The sequence below is a fragment of the Bacillus sp. DE0042 genome (assembly GCF_007680225.1).
In the GTDB taxonomy this organism is placed as follows: Bacteria; Bacillota; Bacilli; order Bacillales; family Bacillaceae_G; genus Bacillus_A; species Bacillus_A wiedmannii.
The window spans coordinates 1,538,322-1,558,592 of record NZ_VEJP01000001.1; the positions used below are offsets into that span (position 1 = coordinate 1,538,322).

24 protein-coding genes and 2 other annotated features are annotated in these 20,271 nt (G+C 36.0%); of the genes, 10 read left to right on the top strand and 14 right to left on the bottom strand.

Annotated features, from left to right (window positions below; translation table 11 throughout):
* Positions 1–48 precede the first annotated feature (48 nt).
* Positions 49–293 (bottom strand) — a binding site (T-box leader).
* A 42-nt stretch (positions 294–335) separates the two neighbouring features.
* Positions 336–573 (bottom strand) — a binding site (T-box leader).
* 306 nt (positions 574–879) lie between these two features.
* Positions 880–2,358 (top strand): sodium/proline symporter PutP, encoded by a 1,479-nt coding sequence (gene putP, locus FS802_RS07680; protein ID WP_000107193.1) that lies wholly within the window; start codon positions 880–882, stop codon positions 2,356–2,358.
* 162 nt (positions 2,359–2,520) lie between these two features.
* Positions 2,521–2,919 (top strand): Ig-like domain-containing protein, encoded by a 399-nt coding sequence (locus tag FS802_RS07685; protein WP_000878738.1) that lies wholly within the window; start codon positions 2,521–2,523, stop codon positions 2,917–2,919.
* A gap of 24 nt (positions 2,920–2,943) precedes the next feature.
* On the opposite strand, the gene FS802_RS07690 is transcribed toward FS802_RS07685, so the two are convergent.
* On the bottom strand, positions 2,944–3,339 hold the full coding sequence (locus FS802_RS07690) for a PH domain-containing protein (protein ID WP_098653960.1): 396 nt from the start codon (positions 3,337–3,339) through the stop codon (positions 2,944–2,946).
* A gap of 76 nt (positions 3,340–3,415) precedes the next feature.
* Positions 3,416–4,327 (bottom strand): DMT family transporter, encoded by a 912-nt coding sequence (locus FS802_RS07695; protein ID WP_000808256.1) that lies wholly within the window; start codon positions 4,325–4,327, stop codon positions 3,416–3,418.
* A gap of 203 nt (positions 4,328–4,530) precedes the next feature.
* Here FS802_RS07695 and FS802_RS07700 point away from each other — a divergent pair, with 203 nt between their 5' ends.
* The 6 genes from FS802_RS07700 (at position 4,531) to exsF (ending at position 9,751) form a co-directional block, all read left to right on the top strand.
* A complete protein-coding gene (locus tag FS802_RS07700) occupies positions 4,531–5,262 on the top strand; it encodes an alpha/beta hydrolase (RefSeq protein ID WP_001076856.1) in 732 nt (243 codons plus the stop codon).
* 92 nt (positions 5,263–5,354) lie between these two features.
* Positions 5,355–5,873, top strand: coding sequence for a YjcG family protein (locus FS802_RS07705; protein ID WP_098653962.1), 519 nt, complete (start codon positions 5,355–5,357; stop codon positions 5,871–5,873).
* A gap of 1 nt (position 5,874) precedes the next feature.
* Positions 5,875–6,297: a GNAT family N-acetyltransferase gene (locus FS802_RS07710; protein WP_000543285.1), complete on the top strand. Its 423-nt coding sequence runs from the start codon at positions 5,875–5,877 to the stop codon at positions 6,295–6,297.
* Between the two features lie 99 nt (positions 6,298–6,396).
* Complete coding sequence (locus FS802_RS07715; protein ID WP_000191182.1) at positions 6,397–8,463, top strand: ATP-dependent helicase; 2,067 nt, start codon at positions 6,397–6,399, stop codon at positions 8,461–8,463.
* 143 nt (positions 8,464–8,606) lie between these two features.
* Positions 8,607–9,080 carry a spore coat protein CotY gene (gene cotY, locus FS802_RS07720; RefSeq protein ID WP_144524953.1) on the top strand — a complete coding sequence of 158 codons (474 nt, stop codon included), beginning with the start codon at positions 8,607–8,609 and terminating at the stop codon, positions 9,078–9,080.
* Positions 9,081–9,247: 167 nt separating this feature from the next.
* Positions 9,248–9,751 carry an exosporium protein ExsF gene (gene exsF / locus FS802_RS07725; protein WP_000492937.1) on the top strand — a complete coding sequence of 168 codons (504 nt, stop codon included), beginning with the start codon at positions 9,248–9,250 and terminating at the stop codon, positions 9,749–9,751.
* Positions 9,752–9,828: 77 nt separating this feature from the next.
* Here exsF and FS802_RS07730 read toward each other — a convergent pair whose 3' ends face one another.
* Complete coding sequence (locus FS802_RS07730; protein WP_033657682.1) at positions 9,829–10,014, bottom strand: hypothetical protein; 186 nt, start codon at positions 10,012–10,014, stop codon at positions 9,829–9,831.
* Between the two features lie 101 nt (positions 10,015–10,115).
* A complete protein-coding gene (locus FS802_RS07735) occupies positions 10,116–10,475 on the bottom strand; it encodes a DUF1360 domain-containing protein (RefSeq protein WP_000899661.1) in 360 nt (119 codons plus the stop codon).
* A gap of 125 nt (positions 10,476–10,600) precedes the next feature.
* On the opposite strand from FS802_RS07735, the gene exsY reads away from it, so the two are divergent.
* The gene (gene exsY / locus FS802_RS07740) at positions 10,601–11,059 is read left to right on the top strand and encodes an exosporium assembly protein ExsY (protein ID WP_098654965.1); all 459 of its coding nucleotides are present in this window, start codon (positions 10,601–10,603) and stop codon (positions 11,057–11,059) included.
* Between the two features lie 60 nt (positions 11,060–11,119).
* Here the strand turns inward: exsY and FS802_RS07745 are convergent, their stop codons facing one another.
* The 10 genes from FS802_RS07745 to FS802_RS07790 form a co-directional block, all read right to left on the bottom strand.
* The gene (locus FS802_RS07745; protein ID WP_070168550.1) at positions 11,120–11,650 is read right to left on the bottom strand and encodes a spore coat CotO family protein; all 531 of its coding nucleotides are present in this window, start codon (positions 11,648–11,650) and stop codon (positions 11,120–11,122) included.
* Positions 11,651–11,791: 141 nt separating this feature from the next.
* A complete protein-coding gene (gene fabI / locus FS802_RS07750; RefSeq protein ID WP_000421885.1) occupies positions 11,792–12,562 on the bottom strand; it encodes an enoyl-ACP reductase FabI in 771 nt (256 codons plus the stop codon).
* Positions 12,563–12,671: 109 nt separating this feature from the next.
* A complete protein-coding gene (gene rfbD / locus FS802_RS07755) occupies positions 12,672–13,526 on the bottom strand; it encodes a dTDP-4-dehydrorhamnose reductase (protein WP_000664550.1) in 855 nt (284 codons plus the stop codon).
* 11 nt (positions 13,527–13,537) lie between these two features.
* Complete coding sequence (rfbB, locus tag FS802_RS07760) at positions 13,538–14,509, bottom strand: dTDP-glucose 4,6-dehydratase (RefSeq protein WP_001024131.1); 972 nt, start codon at positions 14,507–14,509, stop codon at positions 13,538–13,540.
* A 16-nt stretch (positions 14,510–14,525) separates the two neighbouring features.
* Positions 14,526–15,071: a dTDP-4-dehydrorhamnose 3,5-epimerase gene (rfbC, locus tag FS802_RS07765; RefSeq protein WP_098654964.1), complete on the bottom strand. Its 546-nt coding sequence runs from the start codon at positions 15,069–15,071 to the stop codon at positions 14,526–14,528.
* An 8-nt stretch (positions 15,072–15,079) separates the two neighbouring features.
* Entirely contained in the window at positions 15,080–15,817 is a 738-nt protein-coding gene (locus FS802_RS07770) for a sugar phosphate nucleotidyltransferase (protein ID WP_000676179.1), read from the bottom strand.
* A 14-nt stretch (positions 15,818–15,831) separates the two neighbouring features.
* A complete protein-coding gene (locus FS802_RS07775; protein WP_000651513.1) occupies positions 15,832–16,512 on the bottom strand; it encodes a glycosyltransferase family protein in 681 nt (226 codons plus the stop codon).
* Positions 16,513–16,524: 12 nt separating this feature from the next.
* The gene (locus FS802_RS07780) at positions 16,525–17,211 is read right to left on the bottom strand and encodes a glycosyltransferase family protein (protein ID WP_064476799.1); all 687 of its coding nucleotides are present in this window, start codon (positions 17,209–17,211) and stop codon (positions 16,525–16,527) included.
* Positions 17,208–17,897 (bottom strand): class I SAM-dependent methyltransferase, encoded by a 690-nt coding sequence (locus FS802_RS07785; protein WP_001087871.1) that lies wholly within the window; start codon positions 17,895–17,897, stop codon positions 17,208–17,210. The genes FS802_RS07780 and FS802_RS07785 overlap by 4 nt, the downstream gene beginning before the upstream one ends.
* Before the next feature lie 152 nt (positions 17,898–18,049).
* Positions 18,050–19,150 carry a glycosyltransferase gene (locus FS802_RS07790; protein WP_000932898.1) on the bottom strand — a complete coding sequence of 367 codons (1,101 nt, stop codon included), beginning with the start codon at positions 19,148–19,150 and terminating at the stop codon, positions 18,050–18,052.
* A gap of 165 nt (positions 19,151–19,315) precedes the next feature.
* On the opposite strand from FS802_RS07790, the gene FS802_RS07795 reads away from it, so the two are divergent.
* On the top strand, positions 19,316–20,212 hold the full coding sequence (locus FS802_RS07795; RefSeq protein WP_144524955.1) for a BclA C-terminal domain-containing protein: 897 nt from the start codon (positions 19,316–19,318) through the stop codon (positions 20,210–20,212).
* Positions 20,213–20,271 lie beyond the last annotated feature (59 nt).

Consider the following 20,271-nt stretch of genomic DNA (forward strand, 5'->3'; position numbering starts at 1 on the left):
TTCACCTCAATCTGAAAAATAAAAAAGTCCCCTACATATCGAAAATATGTAGAGGACGATAAATTTACCGTGGTACCACCTCATGTTGGACGCAAAAGCATCCCGCTTTGTTCAGGTACAAAATATATACCTTATCCTTGTAACGGCGGAACCCGGGTTGCCTACTGAAAATAATTGTTCAGCATACCTCTCGTAAGCCCATTCCGTATATAGCACCGCACCGGGCTCCCACCTATCCCCGGCTCTCTGTAACGTCTCCAATATACGTACTCTTCTTACTTCAACGATTTCATTTATTTAATTTTTTGTACACAAAAAGGGAGTACTCATCCTATAGAAAGGACGGGTACTCCCGTGGTGCCACCTTAATTCGTTACGAATGTAACGCACTTTACCGTATCAAAAACAATACGTGTCTCTTGTATCGATGAGATCATGTCGCCAAAGCCTACTTCTTTCGTTTCGGTTTGGAAGCTCCGAAGCCCATTCCACATCAATCCCATACTGATTCGCACCAACCATCAGCTCTCTGACATGTTCATCATGTGTACTCTTCTTCATCAACGCTTGCATTTTTTTAAGTTGCACTCATTATAGACCTGACTTTTTTCACAAGTCAATACTTTTCAAAAAAAAATATTTTTCTTTCCTTTCAATATTATATTGACAAAACAACCTCTTTTTATGTAAATATAATAAATACTCTATTAAAAATAAGGTTTTTTGTATGAATATTATATATTAAAAAAATAAAATGATGTCAAAAAACGCTTACATTTCTGAAAATTCGTATTTCTGTATGGATTTTTCAGAATAATCATGATAGATTATAAATATGCATAACGCATCAAAAGACATGACAAAAGGAAGGGGAACTACATGAGTACGCAGATGTTAACTTTAACTTCTATCTCTATTTACATGCTCGGGATGTTAGTAATTGGCTATTTCGCCTATAAACGAACGTCCAACTTAACAGATTATATGCTTGGCGGGCGTACACTAGGCCCCGCAGTAACAGCATTAAGTGCTGGAGCAGCTGATATGAGTGGTTGGCTTTTAATGGGCTTACCCGGTGCAATGTTTAGCGTTGGATTAAGTAGTAGTTGGATTGCGATCGGCCTAACATTAGGCGCATACGCAAACTGGATCTATGTCGCTCCTCGCTTACGTACCTACTCTGAAATTGCAAACAACTCTATTACTATCCCAGAATTTTTGGAACACCGTTTCCACGACAAATCCCATATGCTACGCCTAGTATCTGGACTTGTTATTATGATATTTTTCACGTTTTATGTAGCTTCAGGATTTGTCTCTGGCGCTGTATTATTTGAAAATTCATTTGGACTCAATTACCATGTTGGTCTTCTTATCGTTGGTGGAGTTGTCGTAGCTTACACATTATTTGGTGGATTTTTAGCTGTAAGTTGGACAGACTTCGTGCAAGGAATCATTATGGTAGTCGCTCTTATTCTTGTTCCAGTCGTAACAATTATGCACGTAAATGGACTTGGTCCAGCATTTGAAACAATTAAATCTATCGATCCAGCATTATTAGATATTTTTAAAGGTACTTCTGTATTAGGAATTATTTCATTATTCGCATGGGGCCTTGGTTATGTTGGACAACCACATATTATCGTACGCTTTATGGCGATTTCTTCTGTAAAAGAAATTAAAAGCGCACGACGTATTGGTATGAGCTGGATGATTTTCTCTGTTGTCGGAGCTATGTTTACTGGCCTTATCGGTATTGCATACTATTCAAAAGCAGGTTTAAAACTTTCTGATCCAGAAACGATTTTCGTTGAACTTGGCACTATTTTATTCCATCCACTTATTACTGGATTTTTATTAGCAGCTATTTTAGCAGCGGTTATGAGTACAATTTCATCTCAGTTACTCGTTACTTCTAGTGCTATAACAGAAGATTTATATCGTACATTCTTTAAACGTTCTGCTTCTGATAAAGAACTTGTATTTGTCGGTCGTATGGCTGTACTTGTTATTGCATTAGTTGGGTGCGCATTAGCGTTTAAACAAAATGATACGATTTTAGCTCTTGTTGGATACGCTTGGGCTGGATTTGGTTCTTCATTCGGACCTGCTATTTTATTAAGCTTATATTGGAAACGTATGACGAAGTGGGGCGCACTTGCTGGCATGATTTCTGGTGCCGCTACTGTTATTATATGGACTCAGTTTAAATTCTTAAAAGAATTCTTATATGAAATGATTCCTGGTTTCACTATTAGTTTACTAGTAATCGTAATTGTTAGTTTACTAACACAAGCTTCAAAAGAAATTGAAGAGCAATTTGAGGATTTCGAAAAACAACATAGTCATAATCTATAAAAGAAAGCTCTGCTGTTATCATATCAGCAGAGCTTTCTTTTTATGAAAGTTCGACAATCTTCTACTCGAATTTAACAATTTCTTTATGTTTCGTTAAATTAAACATAACACTACTCCTTTATAGTAGTACTATCAGCACTTATACAGAAAGGGGACTCCAACATGTTAGCAGCTTTCCAGCAACAACAAACACGAAAATTTTCACCTATTACAAATACTTCTGCGTCTTGTTTGAACGTACAACCTAATCCACCTAAAATTTCAATCGCTCCTTCTGTTATTTCAGTCATTGGTGTTCATATGGAAAAAAATAAGTTGAAAGTAAGAACTGGACAAAGCACTGATTTATCAGCTTCCGTTTTGCCAGTGCAAGCAACGAATAAAGAACTTATTTGGACAAATATGAATGCTGATGTTATCACAATGTATCCAAAAGGTGATACAGTAACGATTACTGGAAAAAGTGCCGGAAGAGCAGTCATAATTGTCACAACTGCTGAAGGAAAGTTCCGTGACTTATGTATTATTCATGTACAACCTTATATGACAAATCCAAAGTAAAAGAGTGGCTGTCTAGCCACTCTTTTACTTAATTTCAATGTGTGAATTTTTACTTGTAACAAGATTGATGAATTGGTCTTTATCTTTAGGAGAAATAACTTCTGTTTTATGTGCGCGGTAAACAATTTCAAGTCGATCCAATGACAATGCATGAGCAGCTATTGGATTTTTCGTATTTGAAATTTGTTTTATATCTTGTATAAATATGCGTTTTTTAACGAGACCTGATCTAATTGTAATTGTTTCTTCTCCGACGATGTATTTTGTCGAAAACCAACTCCACATAAATAATATTGCTAACGGAAGTGTAAAAAATAAAAGAAAATATTCTCTTCCTACAAATATGGGGGCAAAACACGCTCCAATGACAACGAAAAAAATCGGGTATAACCATACATCTTTTTTTGATGGAAATTCCACTAAACTCCCCCTCCTTCAACTAAATTTCTATAAAACAAAAAGAGAAGTATCACAACTTCTCTTTTCTCCTCTAACATTATATTTCCTGTGTATAAGCCGGTTCGTTCACTACATTTTTTGCTGTTCGTTTTTGTTGCTGTAGTAAGAAAACAGATACACCAAACAATACGAGCATGCTACCGATAATTTGCATGGCATTTAGTCTTTCACCTAGTAAAAAGAACGCTAATATAGATGCTCCAACTGGTTCTCCTAAAATACTCATTGAAATTGTTGTTGCATTTACGTAGTTTAATAACCAATTATTAATGACGTGTGACACTGTTGGCACAACTGCAAGTAAAAGAAAAACGGTCCAGTCCCACTTCGTATAACCTGTAAAAGGCACTTGCAATACTATATTATAAATCCCCATAAAAATACCTGCGAATGCAAAGACTGTAAAGCTGTAAATCCAGTGTGATACTTTCTTTACTGTCGTTTGCCCGATAAATAAATAACCAACAACCGCTATTACACTTAAAAAGGATAATATATCTCCATAAATTGCTTGTTCACTTAACCCTAAATCTCCCCACCCAATACACATTACGCCTAGTATCGCTATTCCCATTGTAGCAATGGCTGAGTATGTTGTTCTTTCTTTAAATAAGAAAAAACCTCCAACTAAAGATACGATTGGTTGAAGCGCTAAAATAATCGTCGAACTAGCAACTGTCGTATGCTTTAAAGATTCAAACCATAAAAGAAAATGAAGCGCTAAAAAAAAACCAGATCCAATTAAAAATCCCCAATCTTTTATTTGAATCTTACTAAACTCTTTCCGTTTTTTCCAAACGATAGGCAGCATAATAAGCACGATAATCCATAATCGATACATACTTAATATTGAAGATGGTGCTGAGGACATCTTTACAAAAACTGCTGCGAATGAAATGGCTATAATGGAAATTGCTAATGGTAGTGCGATTGATCTTTCTTGTTTCAAATTCAGTCTCCCCTCTCACCTGTCAAAAATCCCACTTCATTATATCCGTTTTCTTTCACAACTTAAATACTAATTTTTTAGATTCTTCGTACCATTATGGTAAAATAGAAACGAAAGCACCTATTAGTGAATATTTCTTTCTTTTTCACTACAAGCGTCGCTCTTACAATCATTACAGTAAATTTTTATTTAGGGGGATCCACATGAATCAAACAATAGGGAGAATTGAAGAAATTTCATTTTATAGCGCATCACTTCAAGAAGATGTTACACTTCTCGTTTACTTACCGGTAAATTACACACCACTGCACAAACATACAGTTGTAATTGCACAAGATGGTAGAGATTATTTTCAGCTTGGTAAAGCGCACCGTGTACTTGAGCGCCTTCGTGAAACTGAAGAAATTGACCGTACAATTATTGTCGGTATTCCATATAAAAATGTACACGATCGTAAAGAAAAATATTTCCCAAATGAAGTGAAAAACGCTGCTTATATTCGTTTCCTTGCTCATGAACTTGCACCATATATCGATGAAAATTATCCAACTTACCAAATGGGAAAAGGTCGTGTGTTAATTGGTGATTCTCTTGGCGGGACAGTTTCCTTCATGACTGCACTTATGTATCCGCATACATTCGGTAAAGTCGTTATGCAATCACCATTTGTGGATGAAACAGTGATGAGCTTAGCAAAAGACTTCAAAAATCCGGAGGCGCTAGACCTTTATCATGTCATTGGGACAGAAGAAACAGCTGTAAAACGCACTGATGGACAAGTTTCTGATTTTGTACAACCGAACCGTGAGCTCAATACGCTTCTGACAGATAGAAATTTCATCACGCATTACGAGGAGTTTGAAGGTAACCACACGTGGAAATATTGGCAAACTGATTTACCGAAAGCTTTCTCTCATATTCTATCAATGAAATAATAGAGAGCAGTATTCAGAATAATTTGATATAATAGATTAAGAGATTTATTTTCTCAAAATCTAACTAGACTTACAAAGGGAGGAATTGGAACATGAAATTAGGCATTGTAATTTTTCCATCTAAAATGATTCAAGATAAAGCGAACGGATTGCGTAAACGTTATGATCCGCACTACGCATTAGTTCCGCCACATATTACATTGAAAACACCCTTTGAGACGCAAGATGAACAATTAGAATCGATTGTAAAAGAGTTACATACAATCGCAAGTAAAACGAACTCTTTCACCCTTCATGTCGGAAAAGTTGGTTCATTCGCACCTGTTAATAATGTTCTTTATTTTAAAGTAGAAAAAACACCTGAACTTACTTTCTTAAATGAGGAAATGCATAGCGAATTCTTTATACAAGAACGCGAGTACGCTTTCGTACCTCATTTAACAATCGGACAAGGCTTATCAGATGCAGAGCATGCTGATGTATTAGGTCGATTACGTATGAAAGATTTCTATTATGAACAACCAATTGATCGCTTCCATCTTCTATATCAATTAGAAAACGGAACGTGGACTGTATACGAAACATTCCACCTTGGAAAGGGGAACAACTAATTTGCACGCACAGATCGTACAAACGGACGAACAACTAAGAGATGCATTCTCTGTACGTAAACAAGTATTTGTAAATGAACAACAAGTTTCTGCTGACGAAGAGTATGATGAGTTTGAAGAAACTTCAACACACGTTGTTATATATGATAATGATGTTCCAGTTGGTGCTGGTCGTTTTCGCATACTGGATGGAATAGGAAAAATGGAACGTATTTGCGTACTAGCTTCCCATCGTAAAAAAGGCATTGGAAAAATTGTTATGGATGCACTTGAAGCGTATGCGAATGAAAACTCGCTACCAAAATTAAAGTTGCATGCCCAAACACATGCTGAAGATTTCTATAAGAAACTTGGATATGTAACGAATTCTGATGTATTCATGGAAGCAAATATTCCTCACATCGTTATGATAAAAGAATTGTAATTTGAAAACAGGAGGTATCCCCTCCTGTTTTTTACATTGCTATTTTCTTTTTCTTCCGCTAAAGTTAAATGTTGATGCTATAGTTTTGAAGGTGAATATATGACACAAGAAAAATTTTCACAAAAATCATTAACGCACGCTGATATTCCGCGTGCAACATACCATATTCCAAAAACATCTACCCATTTAATTATGGAAGAAGATGCAGATGCGGCGTATTTTCGCGCTCTCGAACAACAAAATGTTTTTTTAAATGAAAAACAATTAGAGGCCGTACGTACGACAGAAGGCCCTGTTCTTACATTAGCTGGTGCCGGAAGCGGGAAAACATCTGTTTTAACAACCCGCGTAGGTTATTTAGTAAATGTAAAACAAGTTCATCCACGAAATATTTTATTGCTTACATTTACACAAAAAGCAGCTGAAGAAATCCGAAACCGTGTAGCAAATTTACCAGGTATGAATCGTGCTGCAAGTAGCTACGTTGTTGCTGGTACATTCCACTCTGTCTTTTTAAAATTGCTTCGTAGTCAAGGATATAATCAGCAAATTTTAGCAAACGAAAAACATAAACAAATTATGATAAAGAAAATCTTGAAAGAATTGCGTCTAAAAGACGATTATGATGCTGAAACAATGCTCGCTATGATTTCACTTGAGAAAAACAAATTGAATCGTCCGAAAGATGTAAAAGCAAAAACACCCGTTGAACAAGAGTTTAAAGAAGTATACGAGCGTTTTGAAGAAGTAAAACAACGATATAATTATATTGATTTCGATGACATCTTATTAGAAACATATTATATGTTAGAAAATAACGTTCCTTTGCTTACCCAATTACAACAACGGTTCCACTATATTGAAGTAGATGAGTTCCAAGATACATCGTATGCACAATATGAAATTGTAAAATTGTTAGCCACGCCAAGAAATAATTTATTTATCGCAGGTGATGACGATCAGGCGATATATGGCTGGCGAGGAGCAAGTCACCAAATTATTTTATCTTTTCCAAAAGAATTTGATAACACTACGATTATCGCACTTAATACGAATTATCGATCCAATCCTTTTATCGTCGGACTTGGAAATGAAGTTATCAAACTAAATCAGGAGCGGTTTGATAAAGAGCTATATTCTGTGCGTGAAGAAGGTGTACAACCTTTTTACGCAAGACCTGCTACGACTCTTGATGAAGCAAATCAAATTTTGCAGCTCATTCAAGAAAAAGTAGATAGCGGCGAACGCAACTTTAAAGATTTTTGTTTACTGTATCGCACACATTCTGTAAGCCGTTCGTTACTTGATCAGCTTACAATTCACAAAATCCCGTTTATTAAGCACGGGGCGAGTCAATCATTTTATGAACATTCTTTAATTAAACCTGTATTAGATCATTTAAGACTGGTGATTGAACCGTTTCGACTAGAATCACTTTCAAATATATTGCCAACGATGTATATCGGGCGTGATGATTGTATTTCATTTATTGAACGTGAACAATGGAAATATGGTGAGGGGCGGTTCCCTTCTCTTCTTCATTTCTTATTATTAAATCCTAGCTTAAAACCTTTTCAAGTGAAAAAGGTAAATGAGCGTATCGATTTTATTAAATTTATAAAAGAATTAGAACCGAAAAAAGCATTAAAAGAAATTATTCATGGTAAAGGAAAATATTTAGAGTACTTACAAAGTAACGATCGTTCTTCCTTTACGATGCATAAAGATATACAAGAAGAAATGTTAGAAGAATTAATGGAGTCAGCAACTCGTTTCACCGATATTCCAGCATACTTACAATTTATTGATGAAGCAATTCAAGGTCAAAAAGAAATGGAAGCATTAAAAACAATGCCGGAAAAAAATGCTGTTTCGCTTATGTCTATTCATAACGCAAAAGGCCTTGAATTTCCATGCGTCTTTTTACTTGGAGCGAGCGATGGTATTCTCCCCCATACTTCTTCTTTAAAAGATGCAAATGATCGTGTTACAGAGACTTCTGAAGCTTTAGAGGAAGAACGCCGACTACTTTATGTCGCAATTACACGTGCGAAAGAAGAACTTTACATTTCCTCTCCTCAATTTTTTAGAGGTAAAAAATTAGATATCTCTCGTTTTTTATATACTGCGCGAAAAGATTTATCTGAAAAGACATCCACTAAATAAGGATGTCTTTTTTTGTATTGCATTATGTACATCCCTCCTAATATAAATTACCTGTTTTCGTCATGATAATTAACGTAATATCAACCATATCTCATTCATATTGTAATAGTGTATGTCAGAACTCACGATAAGGAGTGAACATAATGAGCTGCAATTGTAACGAAGACCATCATCATCATCACGATTGTGATTTCAACTGTGTATCAAATGTCGTTCGTTTTATACATGAATTACAGGAATGTGCAACCACAACCTGTGGATCTGGTTGCGAAGTTCCATTTTTAGGAGCACATAATAGTGCATCTGTAGCAAATACACGCCCTTTTATTTTATACACAAAAACTGGAGAACCTTTTGAAGCATTTGCACCAACTGCAAGCCTTTCTAGCTGCCGATCTCCAATTTTCCGTGTCGAGAGTATAGATGATGACGACTGTGCTGTATTGCGTGTATTAACTGTAGTATTAGGTGATACTTCTCCTGTACCACCTGATAATGATCCAATTTGTACGTTTTTAGCTGTACCAAATGCAAGATTAATATCGACCAACACTTGTCTTACTGTTGATTTAAGTTGCTTCTGCGCTATTCAATGCTTACGTGATGTTACGATTTAAAACTAAATAATGAGTTAAGCATGGATTGGGTGGCAGAATTTTCTGCCACCCAATCCATGCTTAAAAGGTATTATTATGTATTTTTTATAAAATTGGGAACTTGTCTAGAACATAGAACCTGTCCTTTTCATTAACTGAAAGTAGAAACAGATAAAGGAGTGAAAAACATGTTCTCTTCTGATTGCGAATTTACTAAAATCGATTGTGAGGCGAAACCAGCTAGTACACTACCTGCCTTCGGTTTTGCTTTCAACGCTTCTGCCCCTCAGTTCGCTTCATTATTCACACCATTACTATTACCTAGCGTAAGTCCAAACCCAAATATTACTGTTCCTGTAATAAATGATACAGTAAGTGTCGGAGATGGCATTCGAATTCTACGAGCTGGTATTTATCAAATCAGTTATACATTAACAATTAGTCTTGATAACTCACCTGTTGCACCAGAAGCTGGTCGTTTCTTCTTATCATTAGGTACGCCAGCTAACATTATTCCTGGATCAGGTACAGCAGTTCGTTCTAACGTTATTGGTACTGGTGAAGTAGACGTATCCAGTGGTGTTATTCTGATTAACTTAAACCCTGGCGATTTAATTCAAATTGTACCAGTTGAGTTAATTGGAACTGTAGACATCCGTGCTGCAGCATTAACAGTTGCACAAATTAGCTAGTAAAAAGCGGTATTTCTTCCTTAGAAATACCGCTTTTTATATTTATAATAAAAAACACTCACAGTAATATGAGTGTTTCATTCTTCATAATGTTTTATTGTGTTCTTCTTTTTCCCGCAATTACATCCCTTTTTCTTCACAAATCCTTGTTGTTGTAATTGTTCTTGGTATGCCTGTTGTTGTGCTTGGTGTTGTTGCTGTATATGATACCATTGCTGCAGGTCATATGAATTTTGCCTTGGACTATTACTCACAGCAAACATCTCCTCTACTGTCAATTCTGTCTATTTACTATATGAACAACTTTTTATTTCCGTTCCCTCATTCTTTTAAACTCCGCTTTTTCTCGTATTATGAAAATATATTATTCTCCTATAAAGTATCCTGTAATCGTTTCAATGATTGCTGCTGCTCCTGCAATAGCTAATAATGCAAGTAACGGCTCTGCAACGATAGGAATCCAATTATATAAAACTAATAAAAAAGCACTAACCCATACACCTGTACACCAATAACAGCTTAATAATTCTCCAATCCATTTTCTTAATCCTTTACCTTTTACTTTTGTAAAAGTTGATACACTTCCATCCGGCTCTGTAATCTCTAATTCATCAATAAACGGTCTTCGCAAAAAAGCTGTAATTTTATCATAAACAATTAAACGGGTGAGCCTAAAAGCAGCTAACGCGAAAATGAAAAATAAAAGCCAACTTGTAAACAGCATGATTCCACCTTCCCTTATCTTCTTTCGCCTATTTAAAAAAAAAGCTCTTGAGATTGTGACCAAATCTCCTCGACTCCAATATCTTATTAATGTAAATACAAACAAGAAGATAAGGAGTGACATTAATGAGTTGTAACGAAAATAAACACCATGGCTCTTCTCATTGTGTAGTTGACGTTGTAAAATTCATCAATGAATTACAAGATTGTTCTACAACAACGTGTGGATCTGGTTGTGAAATTCCATTTTTAGGAGCACACAATAGTGCTTCAGTAGCAAATACACGCCCTTTTATTTTATACACAAAAACTGGAGAACCTTTTGAAGCATTTGCACCAACTGCAAGCCTTTCAAACTGCCGATCTCCAATTTTCCGTGTGGAAAGTGTAGATGATGATAGCTGTGCTGTATTACGTGTATTAACTGTAGTATTAGGTGATACTTCTCCTGTACCACCTGATAATGATCCAATTTGTACGTTTTTAGCTGTACCAAATGCAAGATTAGTATCGACTAACACTTGTCTTACTGTTGATTTAAGCTGCTTCTGTGCGATTCAGTGCTTACGCGACGTTTCTATCTAATAAGTGAAGTAAACTAAAAAACTATTGGGGTGGTAGAAGATTTCTACCACCTTTACATATTTAAAAGCCGGCCATACTAATCGATTGGATATCATCTATAGACAACTTAATATCTCTCATACTATTTTGCGGCATAATGGATACAATGCCATTACGATACGATATGATTGATCCAATATAAGAAACTGTAGCCGTTTTTATTCTGCACCTTACTTTCGGAATGTAATGAGGACGGTTTAATAAGAAATGAATTTTCTCATCATTATTCATATCCTTAAATGATTTATTATACGGAACAGTTCTAACTGGCTCTTGCTGTTCTTGTACTTGTTCCTCTTCTTCTATTTTTTCTTCTACTTGTTCTTCTTGTTGCTCTTCTTGTTGTTCTATTACTTCTTCCACAGCACTACTTACAGCATTTTCGTTTCTATTACTTCGCTCTTTTCGATCCTCATTTTCAAAGTTTGTTAAGATAATCCTTTTTATTTTCGGTGCAGCAAGTTCCATACTTACTTGCGCAATATATAACAACGGTTTTCCAACTGTTGAACTTTTATTTTTATTCTTCACACTCGTCCCTCCCACTTCCATACGTAGCTGAATAAATCGTGTACTATTATAGTTATATTCATAACGTGGTAAGAACTTTCGTTAAAAATCATTCTTTCTAAGAACAAATAAAAAGGACAATCTCAACATTTAGAGATTGTCCTTTAAAAATTAAAATTATATTTATCCTAGGATATGATACCCTGAATCAACGTGAATGTTTTCTCCTGTTACGCCGCGTGCTAAATCACTGAATAAGAATACTGCTGTATCCCCAACTTCTTCTGGAGTTGTTGTACGACGAAGTGGTGCGCGCTCCTCAATTTCTCTTAAGATTGAGTTAAAGTCGCCTACACCTTTTGCAGATAACGTACGAATTGGTCCTGCAGAAATAGCGTTAACGCGAATGCCATGTTGGCCTAAATCGTTAGCTAAATATTTTACACTCGCCTCTAATGAAGCTTTCGCAACACCCATAACGTTATAGTTTTTCACAACGCGCTCGCCGCCAAGGTATGTTAACGTTAAAATATTTCCGCCTTCTGTCATTACTTTCTTCGCTTCTCTTGCTACAGCTGTTAAAGAGAATGCACTAATATTTTGTGCAAGTAAAAATCCATCGCGAGAAGTATCTACAAATTCACCTTTTAAATCATCACGATTTGCAAAAGCAATACAGTGTGCAACACCGTGAATTGTACCAACCTCTTGCTTAATTGTTTCAAAGCAAGCTGTAAGTTCTTCATCATTTGTTACATCACAAGGTAATACAAGTGATTCTTGTCCTTCTAATGTGTCCGCTAATTCACGAACGTTTCTTTCTAAACGTTCTCCTGCATATGTGAATATTAATTTTGCACCTGCATTATGCAAAGAGCGAGCAATTCCCCACGCAATACTTCTTTGGTTCGCAACGCCCATAACAACAAATGTTTTCCCTTGTAATAGTTCCATGATATATCCTCCCAGAATTGCTTATACTTGTTATTAGTACCTGATACTATAATTATAGTACCATAAAACCTCTTAAAGGCAAACAAAAAAGTCATTAACTTAAATTTTGTTAATGACTTTTTGTTTCTATAAAAAACCGCTCTAATCCTTCTTCCCAAGAAGGCATTTGTGAAAAACCATTTAATCGTAGCATGTTATGTTGAAAAACAGAATATTTTGGTCTCGCTGCCGCTGCTCCAAATTCTTCAGTTGAAACTGGTAATACATTCACTTTCATATTTGCATACGCAAATATTTTTTTTGCAAATTCAAACCAAGAACATGAGCCTCTATTTGATACATGATACGTACCATATAAAGAAGTATGAATGAGCTTATTAATCATCACATTTAAATCCGCCACATAAGTAGGAGAGCCGATTTGATCCGCTACAACAGACACTTCTGTCCTGTCTTTCCCTAATCGCATCATCGTTTTCACAAAATTATTTCCATGCTTACCATATAACCACGATGTGCGAACGATAAAATATTTATTATGTAACTCTTTGACGAACTGCTCTCCTGCATACTTAGAAGCTCCGTATATATTTATTGGCGACGGATTCTGAAATTCATCATACCCTTCCGGTCTGTCGCCCTGAAATACATAATCGGTACTAATATAAACTAACTTTGCCCCTACTAATTGTGAAGCAACCGCTACATTTCGAGCTCCTATTGCATTTATTACATAAGCAAGATCTTGTTCTTTCTCAGCATGATCAACCTTCGTATACGCTGCACAATGAATAATTATATGTGGCCTTACTTCTTGTACCACTTGCTGCATTTGGGATATATTTGTTATATCTAGTAACTTTTTATCAAATGGATATATGTCATATTCTTCAGGATTTAACTCTTCTTGTAGTTGCTTTCCTAATTGACCGTTTGCTCCCGTTATGATAAGCCGTTCTTTCATTTCTATGCCCCTTACTTTTCTTTTAGTGGTGTCCACCATTCTATATGATGTTCATACCATTCCACAGTTTCTTTTAGTCCCTGTTCAAACGTATACTGCGGTTCCCACCCGAGTTCATTCTTCATCTTTTGTGCATCAATCGCATAACGACGATCATGACCTAAACGGTCTGTAACATACGCAATATCTTCTTTCGTTTTTCCTAAGAGAGAAATAATTTGTTCCACAACATCTATATTTGTTTTTTCATTATTTCCACCTATATTATATACTTCTCCTATACGTCCCTTATGCAGAACAACGTCAATCGCACTACAATGATCCGTTACATGTAACCAATCTCTTACATTTAATCCATCGCCATATAACGGTAGTTTTTTTCCTTCAAGCGCATTCGTAACCATTAATGGAATTAATTTTTCAGGATATTGATACGGCCCATAGTTATTGGAGCAACGCGTTACTATAACTGGTAATTGATATGTTTTATAATAAGATAAAACTATCATGTCGGCGCTTGCTTTGCTTGAAGAATACGGACTATTTGGAGCTAATGGAGTTTCCTCGGTAAATCGACCTGTTTTCCCTAAAGAACCGTACACCTCATCAGTTGATACTTGCACAAGTTTAATATGCGGGTATTTTTTTACTAATTCTAATAAGGTGACAGTCCCGATTATATTTGTATCATAAAAAGGGATCGGATTTGCAATACTACGGTCCACATGTGATTCAGCTGCGAAATTTACAATCACATGGACGTCTCGCTCTTTTATGACATGCTCTAGCAGCTCTCCATTTTGAATTTCCCCTTTTACAAAAGAGTAATTAGGATGCCCTTGAAGAGGCTTCACGTTATTTAAATTCCCGCTATATGTTAATGCATCGAAATTAATAATTTTATATGTTTCATATCTTTGTAACATGTAATGAACAAAGTTACTTCCAATAAATCCGGCCCCACCTGTTACTAATATATTCATATAACAACTCTCCTACTCAAAAGCTATCTTCGCATTCCTGAAGTAACGGTAATATTCGATCTTTATCAGACAAAATAGGACTTGTTACCGGCCATGGAATTGCTAATTCTTTATCGCTCCAAAGTAACCCTGAGTCATGCTCGGCGCTATAATATTCATCTACTTTATACATAACAATCGTATGCGGAACAAGTGTACAAAAACCATGTGCAAATCCTTTTGGCACTAATAGTTGCCGGTGATTATCCGCGCTTAAAATATATCCTCTCCACTGTTTAAACGTTGATGAATCTTTTCGCAAATCAACGATAACGTCATAAATTGCTCCTTGCATAACTTGAATAAGTTTCGTTTGTGCTTTCGGATTCTTTTGAAAGTGTAATCCCCGAATCGTTCCCGACCTAGCTGAATAAGAGACATTATCCTGTACAAACGAATACGTAATCCCTAATGTTTCTAGCACCTTCTTATTATAACTTTCTGTAAAAAAGCCACGCTCATCTCCAAATAACCTCGGTTCTAACAATTTTGCGTCGGTAAAGTTTGTTTCTACAACTTTCATATTCTCACCTATTCTCCGTTAAACTGTTTCCCAAAGTTTATATCCCTCGCTAACGTATTCGCCTTTTGAAGAGAAACATGAGTTCCCGCATCTGTCCACCAACCGCTCATTTCATTATAAGTAAGTACCCCTCGTTTTAAATACCAATTATTAATATCTGTAATTTCAAGTTCTCCCCTTGCGGAAGGTTTTAATTCTTTTATATAAGAAAAAACTTTCGAATCATACAAATAAATCCCTGTAACTGCATAGGAACTTTTCGGCTCTTTCGGTTTTTCTTCAATTTCAATTATTTTTCGGTTTTGAATATTTGCTACACCAAATCTCTCCGGATCATCTACAGATTGTAGCAGTACTTTCGCACCCTCTTTTTGACTTGCAAACTCTTCAACATACGGACGAATATCATCAGAAAAGATATTATCGCCTAATATAACTACCATACGATCGTTCCCGACGAAACTCTCACAGAGCCCTAATGCTTGTGCAATTCCGCCAGCCTTATCTTGCACACGATACGTAAAAGACACACCAAACTCTTGACCGCTTCCTAAAAAACTAACAACATCTCCCATATGTTCTTTACCTGTAATAATCATAATATCTGTAATTTCGCATTGTTTTAGCTTATATACCGCATGATATATCATTGGATAACGTCCAACAGGAAGCAAGTGTTTATTCGTTACTTTCGTTATAGGATATAATCTCGATCCAGTTCCACCTGCTAAAATAATTCCTTTCATCCTGCATCTCTCCCTTATGATGGAGATAGTATATCTTTGTAATGTTCTACAAACACTTTCCGATCCTTCTCATATGTATCCGCATCAAACTCATCCCCGTTGTAGTGAATACACCATAAATTTGCTTGATTAGGGATACCAATTAAATAACCCGCCTTTTGAAATTCTAAAGACTGCGACACATCATAAAAGTGGAATCCTTGAAACAAGTCTTCTCGCCACGGAATATCATATTGTGTGGCCATTAATAATCCATCAATTGCTTGAACTGACATAAATGATTGATTCCCATAAAACAGCTGATCTAAATTTAATAATTGATAATTCTGTCTTCTGTACTCAATCACTTTCCCGACCAAATTTTTCCCTTCCCACCATATCCCGTTACTCGGTAAAAACTGAGCACCAGCTACGCCAATTAAACCAAGTTTTTCGTTATCTTTAAAAAGTGAAATGAGTGTATAAAACATCTCACGATTAATAAGATAAGTATCTTGATGTATATAAACCTTATACTTCGCGGGATATGAAAGTGCTCGGTTATATGCACTTGCCATACTTTTCGCATCTCGTATCGGAAAAATTTGTACGACATAACCAGGGGGAACAAAAAGGTTTCTTATTTGTCTCTCACATTGTTCAAATAGCTCTTCATTATTTATACAAACAACGACTAATATTGTATGATCTTTCATTTTGTAGCCCCTCTATTCGTCTTGATTTACATCTGACATATAGTGCTCCACAAATATTTTTCTATACTTTTCATAGTTTGTCATATTCACATCAATATGATAATGAATGCACCACGCATCACGCTGTACAGGAACCCCAACTGTATAGCCTGCTTTTCTAAATTCAAATGATTGAGACACATCATAATAGTCAAATCCATCAAACAAGTCTTCCCGCCACGGAATATCGTATTGCGTTGCCATTAATAATCCGTCAATACATTCAACTGGCATAAATGTTTTTGAGTCATGATACGGCTTTTCTTGACTCGCCATATAAAATAAATCATTCATATAACCAATGACTTTTCCAACAACTCCTCTGCCTACATTCCATATTCCATTTGGAGGAACATATTGGGCTCCAACCATACCAATCATTCCAAGATGTTCATGTTCCTGAAACAATTGAAGTAATCCATATAAAAATCCTACATTTACAATGAAAACATCTTGATGTATATACACTTTATATTTTGCTGGATGCGAAATTGCTTTATTATATCCACTCGTCATACTTTCTGCGTTTCGAATCGGCATAAATTGTATCGTATATCCTGGAGGAACTGGCAATTGTAATATATGTCGCGCACATTGTGCATACATTTTCCGATCATTTATACACGTAACAAATAATATTGTTTTATCTGCCGCACTCATAATTGTGATTTTTCTGCTTCAATAATATATTGAAATACAACCGTCTCAGCCATGAAGCCACTTCCAAGACGATATTTTTTACAAATTCCATATAATTCCTCAATAAGCGGTTCATACATTTTATGATCAACATATACACGATCTACTTTACTAATTGAATAGCCTGCTTTTAAAAACATTCGTAGCATTTCATTAAATGTAAAGAAACGAATATGTGTTTTATCTAATAAACCATATTCTGTATACGTCCAATTTCCAGCGAGTAGGGGCGCTAATACTGAAATGTGAGAAACGTTCGGGATACTAGCCAAAATTACACCATTTTGCTTTATATATGGTTTTACTTTTTCTATTACAGCCCACGGATCAAATAAATGCTCTAGTACGTCACCAAATATAACGCAATCAAATTGCTCCTCCTCATACGGCATATCCATTGTTTCTATATCACCTAAAACAACATGATCTAGTTTTTCTTTTGCTTGTTCTGCCGCCTCTTGGAATGCCTCAATTCCTGATACACGTGTGCCATTTTCTTTTATGGCAGCTCCCAATGCACCACTCGAGCAACCGATATCAAGAACTTCTTTCCATTCCTTTTTTATATGCTTTAATAAATTCGGATTCACTGCATTATAATAATGCCCGGACTTTTCTTCGTATAAAGAATTTTTTGGGGAATTCATTTTACACACTCCTTATGCAAATTGAATTTGAAATATAAATCTCATCTAAAGTCTATAGATATAACCAGTACTGGTTACATTGCCGATACTTTACTATATAGCCAATCTATTAGAGTTAGAATCGTGCTACATCATTTCTAGAAAAACGCAACCTATAACGATTTATATTGTTTATCAAAAACACTCCGAAAATATTTGCGGTTATATTCAATTGCAGCATTATTTGGAACATAAGAAGCTGCTAATTCATTGTAATAATAAGCTTTATCTTGCTCGCCTAACTTGCTATAACAAATACACATTTGTAAATAGGGAATCCATGTGTAGCTAGCTGGACTGTGAAAAGGACTCTCTGTTGCCATTGTCACTTCTGTTGCAAGTTTAAACCAAAAAATTGCTTCATTGTATTTTTGTTGATCCATATATATATATCCTATTCTTGTACAATTCTCTCCTCTAGGGACATCATACCGAAATGACTTTACACAAGATTCAACTGCCTTCTCCCACATTCCAAGCTTTGCATAGCAATCTCCTAATTTACCACATGCATAAATTTTCTCTTCATACCAACCTTCATCTTGATTAAGAAATGTTTTATAAAGTAAAACTGCATCATCATATTTTTGATTATCCATAGATTCATTCGCGTAATAAAACAAATCTCTCGGACTCAATTCTTCTCCAGCTGCTACAGCATCCTGAAAAATTTTCAAATTGCGGTTCGTTACTTTCTTTTCTTTTTTATGCGTAACCGCAACATTACTATTAAAAATCTCACCAAAAATAGCTAAATACTCATGCACCTTTCCAAACCATTGAAATTCTTTTTCACGCTTTACAAGCCGATATCTTTTTGTACAATATAAAGGTTTCCCATTAGAATCCATTACAAGATGATAAGGCATCGAAACAGCATCCACATTAGAATCTAATTCTTTTTTTAATAGCTTCAATGCCTCTTGAGCATCTTCTAATAACACATCATCAGCATCTAGCCATAATATATATTCTTGCGTTGCTTTTGAAAAAGAAAAATTTCTAGCTGCCGCAAAATCATTAATCCATGGAAAGTCATATATGTTAGAGGTATATTGAGCTACAATTTCTTTCGTTCGATCAATGGAACCTGTATCAACTATAATAATTTCATCAACGATTTTTTCTACTGCGTCTAAACATCGACCGATTGTATCTTCCTCATCTCGAACAATCATACATAAACTAATTGTAATTCCTTGCTTGTTCAACATAATCACCCTCTTCCAAATCAATCATATGTTATACATACAATAAACTTTCCACTTTTTTAACTTGCACAAGCAGTTTAAGATTTCTTTTCAATAATTCAAATGTCCGTGTCATTTTCTTCCGGTTTTGCATCTACTATATAATGAACGCTTTATGGAGGTGAATTTATGTCAAATAATAATTATTCAGATGGATTAAATCCCGATGAATCTTTATCAGCTAGTGCATTTGACCCTAATCTTGTAGGACCAACATTACCACCAATACCACCGTTTACCCTTCCTACCGGGCCGACTGGACCGACTGGACCAACTGGGCCGACTGGGCCAACTGTACCAACTGGACCTTCTGGACCGACTGGACCAACTGGGCCGACTGGACCGACTGGGCCGACTGGACCGACTGGACCGACTGGGCTAACTGGACCGACTGGGCTAACTGGACCGACTGGACCGACTGGGCCGACTGGGCTAACTGGTGCTACTGGTGCTACTGGACCGACTGGGCTAACTGGACCGACTGGACCGACTGGACCAACTGGGCCGACTGGGCCGACTGGGCCAACTGGTGCTACTGGTGCTACTGGTGCTACTGGTGCTACTGGACCGACTGGCGCTACCGGACCGACTGGACCAACTGGACCAACTGGGCCATCTGGATTAGGACTGCCAGCAGGATTATATGCCTTTAACTCAGCTACAGTTTCTTTAGCTCTTGGAATTAATGATCCAGTACCATTTAATACCGTTGGATCTCAGTTTGGTACAGCAATTTCTCAAATGGATGCCGATACTTTCGTAATTAGTGAAACTGGTTTCTATAAAATTACTGTTATTGCTTATACAGCGGCAGTAAGTTTATTAGGAAGTCTTGGAATTCAAGTTAATGGAGTTAATGTACCAGGTGCGGGCACAAGCTTGATTTCACTTGGAGCTCCTATCGTTATCCAAGCCATTACACAAATTACTACAACACCATCACTCGTTGAAGCAATTGTTACAGGAATTGGATTATCACTAGCTCTTGGTACAAGTGCATCAATTATTATTGAAAAAATCGCTTAATTTTGTACTTAGCAGTAAAACTGATATCAGTTTTACTGCTTTTTCATTATTAAATTCAA

What these genes read in the sequence shown, in the direction of transcription:
- rfbC (WP_098654964.1), bottom strand. Translation starts at nt 15,071, where the DNA reads ATGAAAGTTGTAGAAACAAACTTTACCGACGCAAAATTGTTAGAACCG.
- rfbD (WP_000664550.1), bottom strand. Translation starts at nt 13,526, where the DNA reads ATGAAAGAACGGCTTATCATAACGGGAGCAAACGGTCAATTAGGAAAG.
- FS802_RS07780 (WP_064476799.1), bottom strand. Translation starts at nt 17,211, where the DNA reads ATGAGTGCGGCAGATAAAACAATATTATTTGTTACGTGTATAAATGAT.
- exsF (WP_000492937.1), top strand. Translation starts at nt 9,248, where the DNA reads ATGTTCTCTTCTGATTGCGAATTTACTAAAATCGATTGTGAGGCGAAA.
- FS802_RS07730 (WP_033657682.1), bottom strand. Translation starts at nt 10,014, where the DNA reads ATGTTTGCTGTGAGTAATAGTCCAAGGCAAAATTCATATGACCTGCAG.
- FS802_RS07775 (WP_000651513.1), bottom strand. Translation starts at nt 16,512, where the DNA reads ATGAAAGATCATACAATATTAGTCGTTGTTTGTATAAATAATGAAGAG.
- FS802_RS07795 (WP_144524955.1), top strand. Translation starts at nt 19,316, where the DNA reads ATGTCAAATAATAATTATTCAGATGGATTAAATCCCGATGAATCTTTA.
- fabI (WP_000421885.1), bottom strand. Translation starts at nt 12,562, where the DNA reads ATGGAACTATTACAAGGGAAAACATTTGTTGTTATGGGCGTTGCGAAC.
- FS802_RS07685 (WP_000878738.1), top strand. Translation starts at nt 2,521, where the DNA reads ATGTTAGCAGCTTTCCAGCAACAACAAACACGAAAATTTTCACCTATT.
- FS802_RS07790 (WP_000932898.1), bottom strand. Translation starts at nt 19,150, where the DNA reads ATGTTGAACAAGCAAGGAATTACAATTAGTTTATGTATGATTGTTCGA.
- cotY (WP_144524953.1), top strand. Translation starts at nt 8,607, where the DNA reads ATGAGCTGCAATTGTAACGAAGACCATCATCATCATCACGATTGTGAT.
- FS802_RS07735 (WP_000899661.1), bottom strand. Translation starts at nt 10,475, where the DNA reads ATGCTGTTTACAAGTTGGCTTTTATTTTTCATTTTCGCGTTAGCTGCT.
- FS802_RS07700 (WP_001076856.1), top strand. Translation starts at nt 4,531, where the DNA reads ATGAATCAAACAATAGGGAGAATTGAAGAAATTTCATTTTATAGCGCA.
- FS802_RS07705 (WP_098653962.1), top strand. Translation starts at nt 5,355, where the DNA reads ATGAAATTAGGCATTGTAATTTTTCCATCTAAAATGATTCAAGATAAA.
- exsY (WP_098654965.1), top strand. Translation starts at nt 10,601, where the DNA reads ATGAGTTGTAACGAAAATAAACACCATGGCTCTTCTCATTGTGTAGTT.
- FS802_RS07745 (WP_070168550.1), bottom strand. Translation starts at nt 11,650, where the DNA reads ATGGAAGTGGGAGGGACGAGTGTGAAGAATAAAAATAAAAGTTCAACA.
- FS802_RS07715 (WP_000191182.1), top strand. Translation starts at nt 6,397, where the DNA reads ATGACACAAGAAAAATTTTCACAAAAATCATTAACGCACGCTGATATT.
- rfbB (WP_001024131.1), bottom strand. Translation starts at nt 14,509, where the DNA reads ATGAATATATTAGTAACAGGTGGGGCCGGATTTATTGGAAGTAACTTT.
- FS802_RS07770 (WP_000676179.1), bottom strand. Translation starts at nt 15,817, where the DNA reads ATGAAAGGAATTATTTTAGCAGGTGGAACTGGATCGAGATTATATCCT.
- putP (WP_000107193.1), top strand. Translation starts at nt 880, where the DNA reads ATGAGTACGCAGATGTTAACTTTAACTTCTATCTCTATTTACATGCTC.
- FS802_RS07785 (WP_001087871.1), bottom strand. Translation starts at nt 17,897, where the DNA reads ATGAATTCCCCAAAAAATTCTTTATACGAAGAAAAGTCCGGGCATTAT.